This is a genomic window from Amycolatopsis dongchuanensis (assembly GCF_039542405.1).
In the GTDB taxonomy this organism is placed as follows: domain Bacteria; phylum Actinomycetota; class Actinomycetes; order Mycobacteriales; family Pseudonocardiaceae; genus Amycolatopsis_E; species Amycolatopsis_E sacchari.
The window spans coordinates 1-16,735 of record NZ_BAABIB010000061.1 but is presented as its reverse complement, the minus strand read 5'-3'; the positions used below and the strand labels follow the sequence as shown (position 1 = coordinate 16,735).

Here is a 16,735-nt window from a genome sequence, read left to right as displayed (position 1 = left end):
GGGGCATGACTCCGCGCACAACACCGCCGTTCCGCGCCGACCACGTCGGCAGCCTGCTGCGTCCCGCCGAACTGCACCAAGCCCGCGAGGACTTCGCGAAGGGGACCATCGGCGCCGACGAGCTGCGTGCCGTCGAGGACGAGGCCATCCGCGGTGCCGTCGAGCTGCAGCGTTCCGCCGGGCTCCAGTCGGCCACCGACGGGGAGTTCCGCCGCGCCTCGTGGCACATGGACTTCATCTACCAGCTGCGCGGCATCGGCAAGAGCGACGAGAAGCTGCACGTCAAGTTCCACAACGCCGCCGGGGACATCGAGTTCAGCCCGGCCGGGCTGAGGGTGCACGACAAGGTGGACGTCGACGGCGTCATCTTCGGGCAGCACTTCGAGTACCTGAAGTCCATTGTGGACGCCCGGATCACGCCGAAGCAGACCATCCCGTCGCCGAGCATGGTGTACTACCGCGGCGGCCGGGCCGCGGTGAGCGAGTCGGTGTACCCGGACCTCGAAGAGTTCTACGACGACCTCGCCAAGGCGTACGCGAAGGAGATCGCCGGACTGGCCTCGCTGGGCTGCACGTACCTCCAGCTCGACGACACCAGCCTGGCCTACCTCAACGACCCCGAGCAGCGCGCGCTCGTCGCGCGGATGGGCGGGGACCCGGACAAGCAGCACGTGCGCAACATCAGGACGATGAACGCCGCGCTGGCCGACCGGCCCGCCGGGCTCACCGTCACGACCCACCTGTGCCGCGGGAACTTCCGGTCCTCGTGGGTCGCGCAGGGCGGGTACGACTTCGTGGCGGACGCGTTGTTCAACGAGCTGAACGTCGACGGCTACTTCCTGGAGTTCGACGACGAGCGCTCCGGCGGGTTCGAGCCGCTGCGGTTCGTGCCGAAGGGCAAGTACGTCGTGCTCGGGCTCGTCACGACGAAGCGGGGCGAGCTGGAGAGCGTGGACTCGCTGCGGCGCCGCATCGACGAAGCAGCGAAGTACGTGGACCTCGACCAGCTGTGCCTGTCGCCGCAGTGCGGGTTCTCCTCCACGGAGGAGGGCAACGACCTGACGCAGGACCAGCAGAAGGCCAAGCTGGAGCGCATCGTGGAGACCGCGGCGCAGGTCTGGGGTTAGCCTTTTCCGATGCGGCACACCTCGGCGCAGACGCCTTCCGTCGTCGACCGGGTGCTGGCCGTCCTCGGCGCGTTCACCCCGGAACGGCCGGCCCTCACGCTGTCCGACCTCAGCCGCCGGGCCGGCCTGCCGCTGTCCACGACCCACCGGATCGTCGGCGAGCTGGCCCGGCGCGGTGCGCTGGAGCGGCAGGAGGACGGGCGGTACCGGGTCGGGTTGTGGCTGTGGGAGGTCGCCTCGCTCTCGCCCCGCGGGATGGGGCTGCGCGAGGCGGCCATGCCGTTCCTGGAGGACCTGTACGAGGCCACGCACGAGAACGTGCAGCTGGCCGTGCTCGACGCGCCCGAGGTGGTCTACGTCGAGCGCATCTCGGGCCGCAACGCGGTGAGCGTCGTGTCGCGCGTCGGCGGGCGGCTCGCCGCGCACGCGACGGGAGTCGGGCTGGTACTGCTCGCCCACGCGCCCGCCGAGGTGCAGGAACAGGTACTGGCGGGGCCGCTCAAGGCGTACACGCCGAAGACGATCTGCGCGCCGGAGGAGCTGCGGCGCGTGCTGGCCGACGTGCGGCGTGACGGGTTCGTGATCAGCGACCGGCAGGTGGAGATGGTGTCGCTGTCGGTCGCCGCCCCCGTGTACGGCCCGGACGACGACGTCGTGGCCGCCATCTCGATCGTCGTGCCGGCGCGTGGCGCCGATCCGCGCACGCTCGTGCCGGCCGTCCGTGCGGCGGCGCGCGGCATCTCGCGCACCCTCGGCGCGCCACGGGCGCTCCGGCAGCCGGTCTTCTAGCCAGTGGAAGGGTGTGTGTGCTCACGCCCCTGAGCACCGCATGCTGAGGGCCTGACGACGAGGTTTGGAGGTTTTCAGGTGGCTCGCACTCAGGTCGGCATCATCGGCGCGGGGCCCGCGGGGCTGTTGCTGTCCTACCTGCTGCACGCCGAGGGCATCGACGCGGTCGTGCTGGAGGCGCGCAGCCGGGAGTACGTGGAGAAGCGGGTGCGGGCGGGGGTGTGCGAGCACCCGACGGTCGAGCTGCTGCGCGAGATCGGCGTCGGCACCCGGATGGACGCGGAAGGTCTGCCGCACCACGGGTTTTCGCTGCGTTTCGACCGCGAGGACCACCGGATCGCGCTGTCGGAGCTGACCGGGAAGACGATCACCGTCTACGGGCAGCAGGAGATCGTGAAGGACCTGATCGCCGCGCACGAGGCGAAGGGGTACCCGGTGGAGTTCGAAGTGTCCGATGTGGAGCTTCACGAGCTTTCGGGCGACCAGCCGTTCGTGACCTACCGCGACGCGGACGGGGTTTCGCGGCGGTTGGACTGCGACGTGATCGCGGGCTGCGACGGTTTCCACGGCGTGAGCCGCCCGGCGATCCCGGCCGACCGCGTGCGCTTCTTCAACCGCGAGTACCCGTTCGCGTGGCTCGGGGTGCTGGCGCAGACGCCGCCGTCGCACGAGGAGCTGATCTACACGCACCACGAGCGCGGCTTCGCGCTGCACAGCATGCGGTCCCCGGAGATCACGCGGCTGTACCTGCAGGTCCCGTTCGACGAGAAGATCGAGGAGTGGTCGGACGACCGGATCTGGTCGGAGCTGTCGCTGCGGCTGGAGGTCGACGGCGAGTTCTCGTTGCGTGAAGGGCCGATCCTGGACAAGGGCATCACGCCGATGCGCAGCTTCGTGACGGAGCCCATGCAGTACGGCCGCCTGTTCCTCGCGGGCGACGCGGCGCACATCGTCCCGCCGACCGGGGCGAAGGGCATGAACCTGGCGATCGCGGATGTCCGGGTGCTGTCGCGGGCGCTGGTGGAGTTGTTGCAGCACAAGCGTTCCGAGCTGGCTGAGTCCTATTCGGACACCTGCCTGCGGCGCGTGTGGCGTGCCGAGCACTTCTCGTGGTACATGACGTCGATGCTCCACGTGGACCCCTCCTCGGACGACTTCCAGCGCCGGCTGCAGCTGTCGCAGCTGCGGTACACGGCGTCGTCCACCGCGGCGGCGACCAGCCTGGCGGAGAACTACGTGGGCCTGCCGTTCGAATAAGGCTCGTCAACCCAAGGTTGACGGCCGAGCTGTCGTCAACCTAGAGTTGACGGCATGAGCAGCCCAGTCCGTCTCGATGACCTCATCGACTCCGTCAAGAACCAGCACCCCGGGGCCGACGCCCTGCAGCAGCTGTCCGACGCCGTCCTCCTCGCCGAGCAGGTCGGCGAAGTGGCCGACCACCTCATCGGCCACTTCGTCGACCAGGCGCGGAGGTCCGGCGCCTCCTGGGCCGAGATCGGCACCAGCATGGGCGTCACGAAGCAGGCGGCCCAGAAACGCTTCGTTCCCAAGGAGTTCACGGCCGCCAGCGCGGAAAGCCAGTTCAGCCGCTTCACCGAGCGCGCCCGCCGCGCCGTCGTGAACGCCGAAAAGGCCGCCCGCGGCGTCGGCAACGAGGAGATCAGCCCGCTGCACCTCCTGCTCGGCGTGATCGGCGAGCGGGAGGGCCTCGCGGCCAAGGCGGTCGAAACGCTGGGCGTGCGGCCGGCCGACATCGGCGAGCGGGTCAACGCCCTCCTGCCACCGGGCGTCGACGACCTGCCGGTCCACATCCCGTTCAGCGGGGCCAGCCGCAAGGCCCTCGAACTCACCGTGCGCGAGGCCCTGCGCCTCGGGCACAACTACGTCGGCACCGAGCACATCCTGCTGGGACTGCTGGAACAGGGCGAAGGCCCCGCCTTCGACCTGCTCACCGAACTCGGCGTTATCAAGGACGCCGTCGACGGCGAAATCCGCGCGATGCTGCGCACGATGTTCCCCGGCCAGTGACGGGCGCCCCGCCAGGAGCGCCCGTCACGGGAACTCAGGCCGAGTGCTCGGCCCGCTCCTCGGTGGCCCACTCGGTGTGGAAGGAGCCCTCCCGGTCGACGCGGCGGTAGGTGTGCGCGCCGAAGAAGTCGCGCTGCCCCTGCACGAGCGCGGCCGGGAGCCGCTCCGCCCGCAGCGCGTCGTAGTACGCCAGCGCGGTCGAGAACCCGGGCGTCGGGATGCCCAGGCGCGTCGCGGTCGCCACGACCGAACGCCACGAGTCCTGCGCCTCCTCGACCGCCTTGCGGAAGTCCCCGGAGGTGAGCAGGGTCGGCAGGCCCGGCTCGGCGGTGTACGCCGCGGTCACGTCGTCGAGGAACTTCGCCCGGATGATGCAGCCGCCACGCCAGATCCTCGCCACCGCACCGAGGTCGATGTCCCAGCCGTACTCGGCGCCACCGGCCTGGATCTGGTTGAAGCCCTGCGCGTACGCGACGATCTTCGACGCGTACAGCGCCCGCTCCACGTCGTCGGCGAAGGTCTCCGCCGCCGCACCCGTCAACGGGGTCCGCGACGGCCCCGGCAGGCCGCGGCTCGCTGCACGCAGGCCGGCGCTGCCCGACAGCGAACGCGCGAACACCGCCTCGGCGATGCCGCTGATCGGCACCCCGAGGTCCAGACCGATCTGCACGGTCCAGCGCCCGGTGCCCTTCTGTTCGGCCTGGTCGGCCACGACGTCCACGAACGGCTTGCCCGTCGCGGCGTCGGTGTGCGCCAGCACCTCCGCGGTGATCTCGATCAGGTACGAGTCCAGCCGCCCGGTGTTCCAGGTGCGGAACACGTCGGCGATCTGGGCCGGCTCGTGGCCGAGCGCGCCGCGCAGCAGGTCGAACGACTCCGCGATCAGCTGCATGTCGGCGTACTCGATGCCGTTGTGCACCATCTTCACGAAGTGCCCGGCGCCGTCGGGACCGATGTGCGTGCAGCAGGGCACACCGTCCACTTTGGCCGAAATGTCCTCGAACAGCGGTCCGAGCGACTCGTAGGACTGCTTCGAACCGCCGGGCATGATGCTCGGCCCGTGCAGCGCGCCCTCCTCGCCGCCGGACACGCCGGTGCCGACGAAGTGCAGCCCCTGCTTCCGCAGCGCGGCCTCGCGCCGGCGCGTGTCGGCGAAGTGCGCGTTGCCCGCGTCGACGATGACGTCGCCCTCCTCCAGCAGCGGGGCGAACTCGTCGATCACGGCGTCGGTCGGCGCACCGGCCTTCACCATGATCACGATCTGGCGCGGCCGTTCGAGCGCGTCGACGAACTCCTGCGCGGAGTAGGTGGGGATGAAGTCACCCTCGTCGCCGAACTGCTCGACCAGGTCCCGCGTGCGCTGCTCGGAACGGTTGTGCAGGGCGACGGTGTGGCCGTGACGCGCGAGGTTGCGGGCGAGGTTGCGGCCCATGACCGCCAGCCCGGTGACACCGATACTCGCCTTCTTGCTCATGGACGTCCTTCCGTCTTGGTCTACCCGAAACCCTAGCGCGGTTCCGGGTTCTGCCTGGTGAACGTGTGGGCGACTGGTCAAGCTCGAATTTCCCTGTCATGCTTGTCGGCTACGATCATCGGCGAGCAGTGGAAGGTCGAGGCCCTGGGGAAGTGAGCGATGGCTAGCACCGTCACGTCGCGGCGCAAGCAGCTCGGCAACGAGCTTCGCCACGCCCGCACGGCGGCGAAGATGACCCAGCAGCAGGTCGCCGATGTGCTCGGCTGCACGCAGGGCAAGGTCAACAAGATCGAGTCGGGCGCCGTGGGCGTCAAGCTCGGTGACGTGCGGACGATGCTGGACGCGTTCGGGATCAACGGCGAGGAGTCGGAGGCCCTGATGAACCTCGCGCGGGCGGCGGCGGGGCAGCGCGGGCACTGGTCCGGCTACCGCGCGGTGGTGCCGCACTGGTTCCGGACGTTCACCGACCTCGAACCCGCGGCCGTCGAGATCATGACGTGGCACGGCGAGCGCATCCCCGGCCCGCTGCAGTCCGAGCACTACATGCTCAAGCAGTTCACCGAGTTCGGCGCCACCGACGTCACGTCGCTCGTGCGCAACCGGCTCGACCGCAAGGCCGTCTTCGACCAGCCGCAGCCGCCGTACTACCGGTTCATCCTCAGCGAGGCCGCGTTGCGGCGGGCGCCGGGTGGCCGGGCGCCCGCGGTGATGCTGGACCAGATCGAGCACCTGCTGGAACTGGACCGCCGCCAGCGCGTGTACATCCACGTCCTGACGTTCGACGCCAGGCTGGCGGCCGTGCCGAACGACTTCACGATCATGCGCTTCGCCGACCGCACAAGGGATTTCGCCTACATCGAGCACTCGGCGGGCGGCATCTACCTCGACGACCAGAAGGACTTCCAGCTGTTCGTCGACAGCTGGGACAGGCTGCGCGGAGCGGCGCTGGAACGCCAGGAGACGCGCGAGTTCCTCAAGGACTTCGCCGACATGTACCGCCGCCAGATGGGCGACAGCATCTAACGCCCGGTCAGGCTCTCGACTTCTGCAGCGCGAATTCGAGGTGGTACCACCACGCGTGCCGGTGGTGGCGGGACGGCTCGACGACGGCCGTGCGGCGGCGGTCGTCGGTCACCGCGGGGCTGGCCGCTTCGTCGCAGGTGCGGTGGCGGTCGGCGGACGGGACATCACCGATTCGGACGGTCATACCGGGTACCCCTCCAGTTCCGGCCGGGTCCTGGCGCCGAGCACGAGGCAGCATTCGCACGGCATGCCGGCTCCGGGACGCAGCCATTCGATTTCGGGCAGCGGGAGCTCCGCCCCGCAGCAGGCGACGACCGAGCCGTGGAGAGCGGCGCCCGGCCGGATCCGGAACAGGTGGGCGGACCGGCTCGCCTCGCCGACCACGCCCCGCACGGGCCTGCCCACGAGCGTGAGCACCTCGGGCCAGTCCTCGCGCAGGTACCAGACGGCGGCGGCGTGCTCGTCAGCGCGGAGCCACTCGAGCATCCGGGCCAGGGCCTCCGCGGGGCCGGCGACGCACGCCGTCTCCTCGTGCCCGTTGACGCGGCCGACGACCATGAACGGGGCCGGGGCGGTCGCGGTGGCGGCTGGGAACACGAGAACCTCCCCCAGTCAGAAGACGGCGGCCAGGTGCGGCGTCGCGGTCACTTCCGGGCATACCCCGAACGATGGGATTAATCCTACTCCTGGAATAATCTTGGTGTCGAGCGGTCAACCCTTCGATCACTCGACTGGACCCGCCCGTGGTCCAGAAACACCAGGCGCGGTGGCCGTTCGCGCACTTCGACGGCAGCGCCGGACTTGCACGGAGGTAGGACCCATGGCGGAACACCCGCGACCGGTGGCTTACGACCCGCTCACGGCAGCGGCCCTGTTCGACGAGAGACACTGGGAGAAGTCCTTCGCCAGCGAGCCCAACGGCGGGAACTGCGTGGAGGTCAACCTGGGCAGCGCGGGCCTGGTCGGAGTGCGGGACACGAAGCTGCCGGAGAGCCCCGTGTTCGTGTTCGACGCGGGCGAGTGGGAGGCTTTCCTCACCGGGGTGAAGGCGGGTCAGTTCGACCTGGCCTGAACGCGATTATCCACTTTCGTGTGTTATTGACCACAGTGGACGTCCGCCTGGGGGAATCGCACGGGTGAACCAACGACGAGGCCGCCTTCCGCACCAGCGGGAGGCGGCCGTTCGTCGTAATGGGCTGGTTCAGTTGGTCGAACCGCCCTGACCGCCGGGGAAGCCGCCGGGGAACCCGCCCTGACCGCCGCCGGGGAAGCCGCCCTGCCGCCCGGTCCGGCCGCTCTGGTTCGCGTCGGTGACGGTGGTCGCCGTCGCCTCGTTCCCCGAGACCTTCGCCAGGACCAGCACCGACGAGCCGGTCGCCACGTTGTTCGCCTTCTGCGTGGACGAGTCGAGCGCGTAGGTCTGCGTGTAGCCGTCCTTGCTCTTGACCGTGATCGAGGTGGCGTCCAGCGCGGTCACGTCGCCGGTCTGCATCCGCTCGGTGACGTACGTGCCGTTCTCCGACACCGTGAAGTCGCCGTGCAGGGCCTCGGTGAGCAGCGACATGCCGCCACCCATCCCGCCGGCGCGGCCGTTGAACCCGCCCATGCCGCCGGGACCGCCGAAGCCCTGCTGCGCGCTGCCGCTGCTCTGCGTGCCGAGGTAGATCGCGACCCCGCCGATCGCGGCGATCACGACGGCGACGACCGCGGCGATCGCGGTCTTCCTGCCCGACCACTTCGGCGCGGGAGGCTGGGGGGCACCCCAGGCCGGCGGAGGAGCCTGCGGCGGGGTGGTCGTCGGCTCGGTAGTCATCGTGTCCTCTCCCGGTGTTCGCCCGTGGGCGCTGACGGGTCCCAGCGTCGGCATACAGCCTGTGTGGAGGCTGTGTACGACATGGGCACGCCCTGTGCACGCCTTGTTCACAGGAAACGCACAGCGCGTCCACAGGCACGCCTCACCAGCGGCGCGCACGATCAGGGTCATGACCAGCACGAACGCGGCCGCGTCCGGTTCCGGCAAGGCCGACCTGCACCGTCCCGACGGTTCGCCGGTGCGCGTACTCGTCGTGGACGACGAGGAGACGCTGGCCGAGCTCGTGTCGATGGCGTTGCGCATGGAGGGCTGGGAGATCCGCAGCGCGGGCAACGGCACCGACGCGGTGCGCATCGCGAGGGACTTCCGCCCCGACGTCGTCGTGCTCGACGTGATGCTGCCGGACTTCAGCGGCCTGGAGGTCATCACCAAGCTGCGTGCCGAGGTCGCGCACCTGCCGGTGCTGTTCCTGACCGCCCGGGACGCGGTGGAGGACCGCATCGCGGGGCTGACCGCGGGCGGGGACGACTACGTGACCAAGCCGTTCAGCCTGGAGGAGGTCGTGCTGCGGCTGCGGGCGCTGCTGCGCCGTTCGCACGCCGTGTCGGCCGGCGCGGGTTCCACGCTCGTCGTCGGCGATCTGACCCTCGACGAGGACAGCCGCGAGGTGCACCGCGGGGGCGAGCCCATCTCGCTCACCGCCACCGAGTTCGAGCTGCTGCGCTTCCTCATGCGCAACCCCAAGCGCGTGCTGTCCAAGGCGCAGATCCTCGACCGGGTGTGGAGCTACGACTTCGGCGGCCAGGCCAACATCGTGGAACTCTATATTTCGTACCTGCGGAAGAAGATCGACGTGGGCAGGGAGCCGATGATCCACACCATGCGTGGCGCGGGGTATGTCCTCAAGCCGGCCAAGTAGCCGACGTCTCCTGCCCTCCTCGCTGCGCGGAAAGCTGATCGCGCAGCTCATCGCCCTGCTCGCGGTGGTGTGCCTCGTCGTCGGCCTGGTCACCGAGCTCGCGCTGCGTGGTTTCCTCATCTCCCAGCTCGACGACCGCCTCGCGGCCGCGAGCGAACGCGGCTCGCGCCCGCCGCCCGCCGGCACGCCGTCGTTCCCCGTCGGGCAGCACCCGCCGGACGCGTTGCGCGTGCCGGGACAGGGCATCGGCACGCTGAGCGTGCTCGTCGGTCTCGACGGCGTGATCCGTTCGGGGGTGCTGCGGGGTGTCGCGCCGACGCCGGAGAACCCGTTCCCCAGTGACCCGGTCCCCGAGGACGGGCTGCGGGTGCTGCTCGCCCTGCCGCCGGACGGTCAGCGGCACAGCGTGGACCTCGGTGAGCTGGGCGAATACCGAGTCGTGTCCGTGCACAACGCGTATGGAGCGGTGCTGATCACCGGTCTGCCGTTGAGCGATGTGACGGCGACGCTGTGGCAGCTGGGCTTCATCTTCGGCGGCGTCGCGCTCGGCGGACTGCTGCTGGCGGGCGGGATCGGTGCCGTGACGATCCGCCGGACGATGCGTCCGCTCGACCGGCTCGCGCACACCGCCGCCCAGGTCTCCGAGCTGCCGCTCGACCGGGGCGAGGTGGTGCTGTCGGTGCGGGTGCCCGAGGCCGACACCGACCCGCGGACCGAGGTCGGCAAGGTGGGTGCGGCGTTCAACCGGATGCTCGGGCACGTCGCGGGGGCGCTGTCCGCCCGGCAGGAGAGCGAGAGCCGGGTCCGGCAGTTCGTCGCCGACGCCAGCCACGAGCTGCGCACCCCGCTCGCGGCGATCCGGGGTTACGCCGAGCTGACCCGGCGCAGCTCGGACGAGGTGCCCCCGGAGATCGCGTTCGCGATGAGCCGCGTGGAGTCCGAGTCGGCCCGCATGACGACGCTCGTCGAGGACCTGCTGCTGCTCGCCCGGCTCGATTCCGGGCGCAACCGCGTGCACGAGCCGGTGGACCTGACGCGCCTGGTCATGGACGCCGTCGCCGACGCCCAGGCCGCCGGCCCTGGCCACCGCTGGGTGCTCGACGTGCCGCCGGAGCCGCTCGTCGTGGTCGGCGACGCCGATCAGCTGCACCAGGTGGTGCTGAACCTGCTGAACAACGCCCGTACGCACACCCCGCCGGGCACGCTGGTCACCACCGCACTGTCCACTGCGGACGGTCAGGTGACGCTCACGGTCACCGACGACGGCCCCGGCATTCCGGAGAAGATGCTGCCCGAGGTGTTCGAGAGGTTCGCCCGGGGAGACACGTCGCGCTCCCGCGCGGCCGGCAGCACCGGGCTGGGGCTGGCGATCGTGGCCGCCGTCGTGGCGGCGCACAAGGGCGAAGTGGACGTGTCGAGCGAACCGGGGCGGACGCGGTTCCGCGTCCGTTTCCCCGCCGACGATTTCTCTCCGGTGGAGAAGTGACGTACTGGCGGTCGTTCATCGCCCGTTGGTGACGCGCTCACAGCTCCCGCACAGCCGCACCACATGGTCGGCACAATCCTGACGGCCACCGTGGTTCGCATGACGACCTCCGCAGACGCTTCCCCCGCAGCGCCGCGGGCCTCCTCCCCGGCAGGCACTCCGAACCCCGTACTGGACGTGGTCATCCCGGTATACAACGAGGAGACAGACCTCGCACAATGTGTATACAGATTGCATACGCATCTTCGGGACCACGTGCCGTATGCGTACCGCATCACGATCGCGGACAACGCGAGCACCGACAGCACACTGGCCATCGCCCGGGGGCTCGCCGAGGAGATCCCCGAGGTCGAGGTCGTCCACCTGGACGAGAAGGGGCGCGGCCGGGCGCTGAACGCGGTGTGGTCGGCGTCCGACGCGCAGGTGCTGGTGTACATGGACGTCGATTTGTCGACCGACCTGGCGGCGCTGTTGCCGCTCGTCGCCCCGCTGATCTCCGGGCACTCGGACCTTGCGATCGGCTCGCGGCTCGCGCGGGGTGCCCGGGTCGTCCGCAGGCCGAAGCGGGAGATCATCTCGCGCTGCTACAACCTGATCCTGCGCGGCACGCTCGCCGCGAAGTTCTCCGACGCGCAGTGCGGGTTCAAGGCGATCCGCGCCGACGTCGCCAGGCAGCTGCTGCCGCTGGTCGAGGACACCGGCTGGTTCTTCGACACCGAACTGCTCGTGCTCGCGCAACGCGCGGGCCTGCGCACCCACGAGGTGCCGGTCGACTGGATCGACGACCCGGACTCCTCGGTGAACATCGTCGCGACCGCAACCGCCGACCTGAAGGGGGTCGCGCGCATGATCCGCGCCTTCGCCAAGGGCTCACTGCCGCTCAGCGAGATCCGCGCCCAGCTGGGGCGCGCGCCGATCGGCGTGTCGACCCCGGGCGTGCCGCCGCGGCTGGCCACGCAGCTGGTGCGCTTCGCCGCGATCGGCGTCGGCAGCACGCTCGCGTACCTCGTCCTGTACGTGCTGCTGCGGGGCGCGGTGGGCGCCCAGTGGGCGAACCTCGTGTCGCTGCTGGTCACCGCGATCGCCAACACCGCCGCCAACCGCCGGTTCACGTTCGGTGTGCGTGGCTCCGCCGGCGCCGGGCGGCACCAGTTCGAGGGCCTGATCGTGTTCGGCCTCGGGCTGGCGCTCACCAGCGGTTCGCTGGCGCTGCTGCACTCCGGGGGCGAGCCGAACCGGTTCGTCGAGCTCGTGGTCCTGGTGCTCGCGAACCTCGCCGCGACCGTGCTCCGCTTCCTGCTGTTCCGCAACTGGGTCTTCCGCAAGAACCGATAGGAGAACCGTTCAGATGACGACTGCGTCCGCCGCGCCACCCGCGTACGCCGGGGCCGGCCCCGTCGCAGCCACTCGCCAGGCGGGCAGGCCGCGGTGGGTCCGCCCCGCCGTGGCCGTCCTGCTGCTCGCGACCGCGGCGCTGTACCTGTGGAACCTCGGTGCGTCCGGCTACGGCAACGACTTCTACGCGATGGCCGTCCAGGCGGGCACGAAGAACTGGGAGGCCCTGTTCTTCGGCTCGCTCGACCCCGGCAACGTGATCACCGTCGACAAGCCGCCCGCCGCGATGTGGCTGATGGCGCTTTCCGGCCGGATCTTCGGCTTCTCCAGCTGGAGCATGCTGGCGCCCAACGCGTTGTGCGGCGTCGGCTCGGTGGGTTTGCTGTACCTCGCCGTGCGGCGCACGAACGGTCCCGCCGCGGGACTGCTGGCCGGCGCGGTGCTCGCGCTGACGCCGGTCGCCGCGATGATGTTCAAGTTCAACAACCCGGACGCCCTGCTCGTCCTGCTCATGACGCTCGGCGCCTGGTGCACGGTCCGCGCGCTGGAGAAGGCGAGCACGGGGTGGCTCGTCCTCGCCGGGGTCGCGATCGGGTTCGGGTTCATCACCAAGATGCTGCAGGCGTTCCTGGTGCTGCCCGCGTTCGCACTGGTGTACCTCGTCGCGGCGCCCACCGGGCTCGGCAGGCGGGTGCTGCAGGTGCTCGCCGCCGGGGTCGCGGTGCTGGTGTCCGCGGGCTGGTACGTCGCGGTGGTGGCGTTGTGGCCGGCGTCGAGCAGGCCGTACATCGGCGGCTCGACCGACAACAGCGCGCTCGAACTCGCCTTCGGCTACAACGGCCTCGGCCGCATCTTCGGCGGTGACGGCAACGGCGGCGGTGGTGGCGGCGGGAACGGCATGTTCGGCGGCGAAACCGGCATCACCCGGATGTTCGGCTCGTCGTTCGGGTCGGAGATCTCGTGGTTGCTACCAGCGGCGCTCATCGCGCTCGTCGCCGGGCTGTGGTTCACGCGGTTCTTGCCGCGCACGGACCGCACCAGGGCCGGCCTGCTGCTGTGGGGCGGCTGGACCGTGGTGACGGCACTGGTGTTCAGCTACATGAGCGGCACCATCCACCCGTACTACACGGTGGCGCTCGCGCCGGGCATCGGCGGCCTGATCGGCATCGGCGCGCTCGAACTGTGGCGGGGCAGGCACAACTTCCCGGCCCGGGTGTGGCTCGCGGTGATGCTCGCCGCGACCGGCGTGTGGGACTTCATCCTCCTCGACCGGGTGTCGTCCTGGCAGCCGTGGCTGCGCTGGGTGCTCCTGCTGCTCACCGCCATCTTCGTGGCGGGGCTGCTGTTCGGCGCGGATCGCATCCGGGAACTGGCCGTCGTGCTCGGTGTCGGGGCACTGCTCACCGGGATGCTCGGCACGACGGCATACGCGGTGGTCACTGCATTCACCCCGCATACAGGTTCCATACCGACGTCCGGGCCGTCGAGCGCGGCGATGGGCGGGTTCGGCGGCGGTATGGGCGGCGGTTTCGGTGGCCGTGGTGAGTCCGACAGCGCGGTGATCGACCTGCTGAAGGGCACCACCACCAAGTGGGCGGCCGCGACCAACGGCTCCCAGTCCGCCGCCGGCCTCGCGCTGAACTCGGACAAGGCGGTCATCGCCATCGGCGGGTTCAACGGCGGCGACCCGGCGCCGACCCTGGAGCAGTTCAAGCAGTACGTCGCAGACGGCCAGATCACGTACTACGTCTCCGGCGGCATGGGCGGCTTCGGCGGCCGTGAGGGCAGCGGGTCCATCGCCGAATGGGTGGAGCAGAACTTCACCGCCACGACCGTCGGCGGCTCCACTGTTTACGACCTGACGAAACCCCTCGCCCAGTCCTGACCTACACTGTGTGGCGGACCCCCGCGGCGTCCATCCTGTGAACCTCCCCAGGGCCGGAAGGCAGCAAGGATAAGCAGGCTCTGACGGGTGCGGGGGTCCCCTTGTTCGTCGGCCGTTGGCCGACTTCCCTCGGGCCCGAACCCGATTGCTTCTGGGGGCCGAGCCCCCAGACCCCCACGGTGCGAGCTCCTCACCTTGGCGGGCGCTGGGCACGTGTCGGGTGGACCAGCGTCGCTTCGCATCCGGTGGTCCCGGAGAGCGGTCGGGTGGGCCTGGTGCGGCGGGGGCCGGTGAGCGGCGTGCGGGCGGTGGCTCCGGCGTCGGGGGGTGGGGTCGGGGCGGTAGTCTCGCTGCGTGGCTTTGGCTCTTTACCGGAAGTACCGTCCGGCGACCTTCGCCGAGGTCGTCGGGCAGGAGCACGTCACCGAACCGCTCCGCACCGCGCTCGCGGCCGGGCGCATCAACCACGCGTACCTGTTCTCCGGGCCCCGGGGCTGCGGGAAGACGTCCAGCGCGCGCATCATGGCGCGCTCACTCAACTGCGCCGAGGGCCCCACCCCCGACCCGTGCGGCAAGTGCGACTCGTGCCGTGCGCTCGCCCCCGAAGGCCCCGGCAGCATCGACGTCACCGAGCTCGACGCCGCCAGCCACGGTGGCGTCGACGACGCCCGCGAGCTGCGTGACCGCGCCTTCTACGCGCCGGCCGAGTCGCGCTACCGGGTGTTCATCATCGACGAGGCCCACATGGTCACGACGCAGGGTTTCAACGCCCTGCTCAAGATCGTCGAGGAGCCGCCGGAACACCTGATCTTCATCTTCGCCACCACCGAGCCGGACAAGGTGCTGCCGACGATCCGCTCGCGCACGCACCACTACCCGTTCCGGCTCATCCCGCCGAGCGCGATGCGGGACCTGCTGGAGCGCAACGTCGCGGCCGAGGGCATGCACGTCGACCCGGCCGTGTACCCGCTGGTGATCCGCGCCGGCGGTGGTTCCGCGCGGGACACGCAGTCGGTGCTCGACCAGTTGCTCGCCGGTGCCGGGCCGGAGGGCGTGACCTACCAGCGCGCGGTGTCGCTGCTCGGCGTCACGGATGTCGCGCTCATCGACGACATGATCGACGGGCTCGCGGCGGAGGACTCGGCCGCGGTGTACGGCACGATCGAGCGGCTCACCGAGGCCGGGCACGACCCGCGACGCTTCGCGTCGGACCTGCTGGACCGGCTGCGGGACCTGGTGCTGGTGCGCTCCGTGCCCGACGCCGCCGCGCGTGGACTCGTGTCCGCGCCGGAGGACGAGCTGGCGAGGATGGCGGCGCAGGCCGAGCGCGTCGGCCCCGCGACGCTGACCCGGTACGCGGAGATCGTCCACAACGGACTCTTGGAGATGCGGGGCGCCACCGCGCCGCGACTGCTGCTGGAGCTGCTGTGCGCCCGGATGCTGCTGCCCGCCGCGTCCGAGAGCGAGGCAGCGGTGTTGCAGCGCCTGGAACGGCTCGAACGGCGTGCCGCGGCGGGTGGTCCCGTGGCGGCGGCTCCTGTTGCCACTCCGGGGGCCCCCGCACCTGCTGCCGCTCCTGCGGCCGTCGCGCCTGCCGCTGTCCCCGAGCGGACGTTCCAGCGGCCGTCGCAGCGCCCGGCCGCCGAACCGGCACCCGAACCCCGTCCCGCACCGGCGCGCCCGGCCCCTGAACCGCCGCGCCCGGCTCCCGAAGCACCGCGGTCGGAGCCGGAACCCGTTGTGGCGCAAGAGGAACCTGTGCAGGCCCCATCGCCGGCGTCACCGGGCGGGGTGGACGCGGCGGCCATCCGGCGGATCTGGCCGGACCTGCTCGCGGCGATCCGCAAGACGAGCCGCAGCACGGAGGCGATGCTCACGCACGCGACGGTGCAGAGCGTGGAGGGTTCGCTGGTCGTGCTGTCGCACACGGCGGAGCCGCTGGCGCGACGGCTGTCGGAGGCACGCAACGCGGACTTCATCGCGGCGGCACTGCACGAGGTGCTGGGCGGTTCGTGGCAGGTGCGGTGCGTGCACGGCGGCGGTGGTGGGGGAGGTGGCGGTTCGACCCGCCCGAGCGGTGGCCCGCGGCCGCAACAGGGACCGCCGCAGCGCGAGGCGCCGCAGCAACAGCAGCGCACGTTCCAGCGCCCGGCACCGGCTCCCGCGCCGCAGCAGCCCGCACCGAAGCCGAAGGTCACCACCACCGAGCCGGACATCCCGCTCCCGCCGGAACCGGACGAGGACGAGGTCGCGATCCTGGCGGAGGAATCCGCCTTCGACGAGCCCGCCCCCCTGGCAGCCGCCCCGGCGATCGACCCGGAGGAAGAGGCGCACCGCCTCCTCGCCGAACACCTCGGCGCCCGCCCCCTGGACTGAACCCGGTGGGATGGCCGGGTTCCTGGGGCGTGGGGCAGCCGGGCTTGTGGGGCTGGGGTTACCGGGATATCACGGTGGCGCTGGGGCTGAGGGCCGATGCGCTGGGCCGTTAAAGACTCGGCGCCGCGAGCCGGGGGCCGGAGGCCGCGGCGGGGCCGGAATCCTCGGAAGGCCGCCTGCTCGCCGGGCTCCGTGAGCGGCCCGGTTTGCGTTCGGGGCTACGCCGCTTCGCCCCGCGCCTCGACCCCGCCTCCGCCCCGCGCGCCGCTACGACGAGCCCCGCTGCATTGGCGACCCGGCTCCGCCTGGCGGCTGCGCCATGCGGCTCCCCCGCTGCTCCGCCCCGGCTCCGCTTGGCGGCTGCGCCCCGCGACTCGGCGCCGTTCCCTGGCTCCACCGCGCCGCTCCGCTCCCCGCCGCTCCCCCGCTCGCCTCGCTCCGCGGCTGCGCGGCTCCCTTCGCGCGCCCGGCCGCCCCGCT

The 16,735-nt window shown here is 71.1% G+C and carries 15 protein-coding genes and 1 other RNA gene; 12 read left to right on the top strand and 4 right to left on the bottom strand.

The annotated features are described in order from the left end of the window. Positions 1 to 5: 5 nt before the first annotated feature. The 4 genes from ABFX51_RS13455 (at position 6) to ABFX51_RS13440 (ending at position 3,944) form a co-directional block, all read left to right on the top strand. The gene (locus tag ABFX51_RS13455) at positions 6 to 1,127 is read left to right on the top strand and encodes a 5-methyltetrahydropteroyltriglutamate--homocysteine S-methyltransferase (protein WP_091508252.1); all 1,122 of its coding nucleotides are present in this window, start codon (positions 6 to 8) and stop codon (positions 1,125 to 1,127) included. Between the two features lie 9 nt (positions 1,128 to 1,136). Further along, complete coding sequence (locus ABFX51_RS13450; protein WP_091508254.1) at positions 1,137 to 1,916, top strand: IclR family transcriptional regulator; 780 nt, start codon at positions 1,137 to 1,139, stop codon at positions 1,914 to 1,916. Between the two features lie 78 nt (positions 1,917 to 1,994). Next, positions 1,995 to 3,173 (top strand): 4-hydroxybenzoate 3-monooxygenase, encoded by a 1,179-nt coding sequence (gene pobA, locus ABFX51_RS13445; protein WP_346053858.1) that lies wholly within the window; start codon positions 1,995 to 1,997, stop codon positions 3,171 to 3,173. A gap of 54 nt (positions 3,174 to 3,227) precedes the next feature. Further along, positions 3,228 to 3,944 (top strand): Clp protease N-terminal domain-containing protein, encoded by a 717-nt coding sequence (locus ABFX51_RS13440; RefSeq protein WP_346053857.1) that lies wholly within the window; start codon positions 3,228 to 3,230, stop codon positions 3,942 to 3,944. Positions 3,945 to 3,978: 34 nt separating this feature from the next. Here ABFX51_RS13440 and gndA read toward each other — a convergent pair whose 3' ends face one another. Further along, positions 3,979 to 5,418 (bottom strand): NADP-dependent phosphogluconate dehydrogenase, encoded by a 1,440-nt coding sequence (gene gndA, locus ABFX51_RS13435; RefSeq protein ID WP_091508261.1) that lies wholly within the window; start codon positions 5,416 to 5,418, stop codon positions 3,979 to 3,981. Positions 5,419 to 5,577: 159 nt separating this feature from the next. Here gndA and ABFX51_RS13430 point away from each other — a divergent pair, with 159 nt between their 5' ends. After that, complete coding sequence (locus ABFX51_RS13430) at positions 5,578 to 6,441, top strand: helix-turn-helix domain-containing protein (RefSeq protein ID WP_091508264.1); 864 nt, start codon at positions 5,578 to 5,580, stop codon at positions 6,439 to 6,441. Positions 6,442 to 6,448: 7 nt separating this feature from the next. Here ABFX51_RS13430 and ABFX51_RS13425 read toward each other — a convergent pair whose 3' ends face one another. After that, positions 6,449 to 6,625, bottom strand: coding sequence for a hypothetical protein (locus ABFX51_RS13425; RefSeq protein ID WP_177228728.1), 177 nt, complete (start codon positions 6,623 to 6,625; stop codon positions 6,449 to 6,451). Continuing rightward, a complete protein-coding gene (locus ABFX51_RS13420; protein ID WP_245783088.1) occupies positions 6,622 to 7,038 on the bottom strand; it encodes a hypothetical protein in 417 nt (138 codons plus the stop codon). The genes ABFX51_RS13425 and ABFX51_RS13420 overlap by 4 nt, the downstream gene beginning before the upstream one ends. 223 nt (positions 7,039 to 7,261) lie before the next feature. On the opposite strand from ABFX51_RS13420, the gene ABFX51_RS13415 reads away from it, so the two are divergent. Next, positions 7,262 to 7,513 (top strand): DUF397 domain-containing protein, encoded by a 252-nt coding sequence (locus ABFX51_RS13415; protein WP_091508266.1) that lies wholly within the window; start codon positions 7,262 to 7,264, stop codon positions 7,511 to 7,513. A gap of 129 nt (positions 7,514 to 7,642) precedes the next feature. Here the strand turns inward: ABFX51_RS13415 and ABFX51_RS13410 are convergent, their stop codons facing one another. After that, entirely contained in the window at positions 7,643 to 8,254 is a 612-nt protein-coding gene (locus ABFX51_RS13410; RefSeq protein ID WP_091508268.1) for a hypothetical protein, read from the bottom strand. Between the two features lie 169 nt (positions 8,255 to 8,423). Here ABFX51_RS13410 and ABFX51_RS13405 point away from each other — a divergent pair, with 169 nt between their 5' ends. The 6 genes from ABFX51_RS13405 (at position 8,424) to ABFX51_RS13380 (ending at position 16,255) form a co-directional block, all read left to right on the top strand. Beyond that, entirely contained in the window at positions 8,424 to 9,173 is a 750-nt protein-coding gene (locus ABFX51_RS13405; protein ID WP_091508271.1) for a response regulator transcription factor, read from the top strand. Continuing rightward, on the top strand, positions 9,151 to 10,659 hold the full coding sequence (locus tag ABFX51_RS13400) for a sensor histidine kinase (protein ID WP_346053856.1): 1,509 nt from the start codon (positions 9,151 to 9,153) through the stop codon (positions 10,657 to 10,659). The genes ABFX51_RS13405 and ABFX51_RS13400 overlap by 23 nt, the downstream gene beginning before the upstream one ends. Before the next feature lie 99 nt (positions 10,660 to 10,758). Beyond that, the gene (locus ABFX51_RS13395) at positions 10,759 to 11,994 is read left to right on the top strand and encodes a bifunctional glycosyltransferase family 2/GtrA family protein (RefSeq protein WP_091508433.1); all 1,236 of its coding nucleotides are present in this window, start codon (positions 10,759 to 10,761) and stop codon (positions 11,992 to 11,994) included. Positions 11,995 to 12,007: 13 nt separating this feature from the next. Continuing rightward, a complete protein-coding gene (locus ABFX51_RS13390; RefSeq protein ID WP_091508276.1) occupies positions 12,008 to 13,879 on the top strand; it encodes an ArnT family glycosyltransferase in 1,872 nt (623 codons plus the stop codon). 10 nt (positions 13,880 to 13,889) lie between these two features. After that, an RNA gene (gene ffs, locus ABFX51_RS13385) (signal recognition particle sRNA small type) lies at positions 13,890 to 13,986 on the top strand. 247 nt (positions 13,987 to 14,233) lie between these two features. After that, positions 14,234 to 16,255 (top strand): DNA polymerase III subunit gamma and tau, encoded by a 2,022-nt coding sequence (locus tag ABFX51_RS13380; RefSeq protein ID WP_346053855.1) that lies wholly within the window; start codon positions 14,234 to 14,236, stop codon positions 16,253 to 16,255. Positions 16,256 to 16,735 lie beyond the last annotated feature (480 nt).

Excerpts from the sequence above, each read along its gene's own strand:
- gndA (WP_091508261.1), bottom strand. The coding sequence starts at position 5,418 with ATGAGCAAGAAGGCGAGTATCGGTGTCACCGGGCTGGCGGTCATGGGC.
- ABFX51_RS13455 (WP_091508252.1), top strand. The coding sequence starts at position 6 with ATGACTCCGCGCACAACACCGCCGTTCCGCGCCGACCACGTCGGCAGC.
- ABFX51_RS13395 (WP_091508433.1), top strand. The coding sequence starts at position 10,759 with ATGACGACCTCCGCAGACGCTTCCCCCGCAGCGCCGCGGGCCTCCTCC.
- ABFX51_RS13405 (WP_091508271.1), top strand. The coding sequence starts at position 8,424 with ATGACCAGCACGAACGCGGCCGCGTCCGGTTCCGGCAAGGCCGACCTG.
- ABFX51_RS13440 (WP_346053857.1), top strand. The coding sequence starts at position 3,228 with ATGAGCAGCCCAGTCCGTCTCGATGACCTCATCGACTCCGTCAAGAAC.
- ABFX51_RS13430 (WP_091508264.1), top strand. The coding sequence starts at position 5,578 with ATGGCTAGCACCGTCACGTCGCGGCGCAAGCAGCTCGGCAACGAGCTT.
- ABFX51_RS13410 (WP_091508268.1), bottom strand. The coding sequence starts at position 8,254 with ATGACTACCGAGCCGACGACCACCCCGCCGCAGGCTCCTCCGCCGGCC.
- ABFX51_RS13425 (WP_177228728.1), bottom strand. The coding sequence starts at position 6,625 with ATGACCGTCCGAATCGGTGATGTCCCGTCCGCCGACCGCCACCGCACC.
- ABFX51_RS13415 (WP_091508266.1), top strand. The coding sequence starts at position 7,262 with ATGGCGGAACACCCGCGACCGGTGGCTTACGACCCGCTCACGGCAGCG.
- ABFX51_RS13400 (WP_346053856.1), top strand. The coding sequence starts at position 9,151 with ATGTCCTCAAGCCGGCCAAGTAGCCGACGTCTCCTGCCCTCCTCGCTG.
- ABFX51_RS13450 (WP_091508254.1), top strand. The coding sequence starts at position 1,137 with ATGCGGCACACCTCGGCGCAGACGCCTTCCGTCGTCGACCGGGTGCTG.
- ABFX51_RS13390 (WP_091508276.1), top strand. The coding sequence starts at position 12,008 with ATGACGACTGCGTCCGCCGCGCCACCCGCGTACGCCGGGGCCGGCCCC.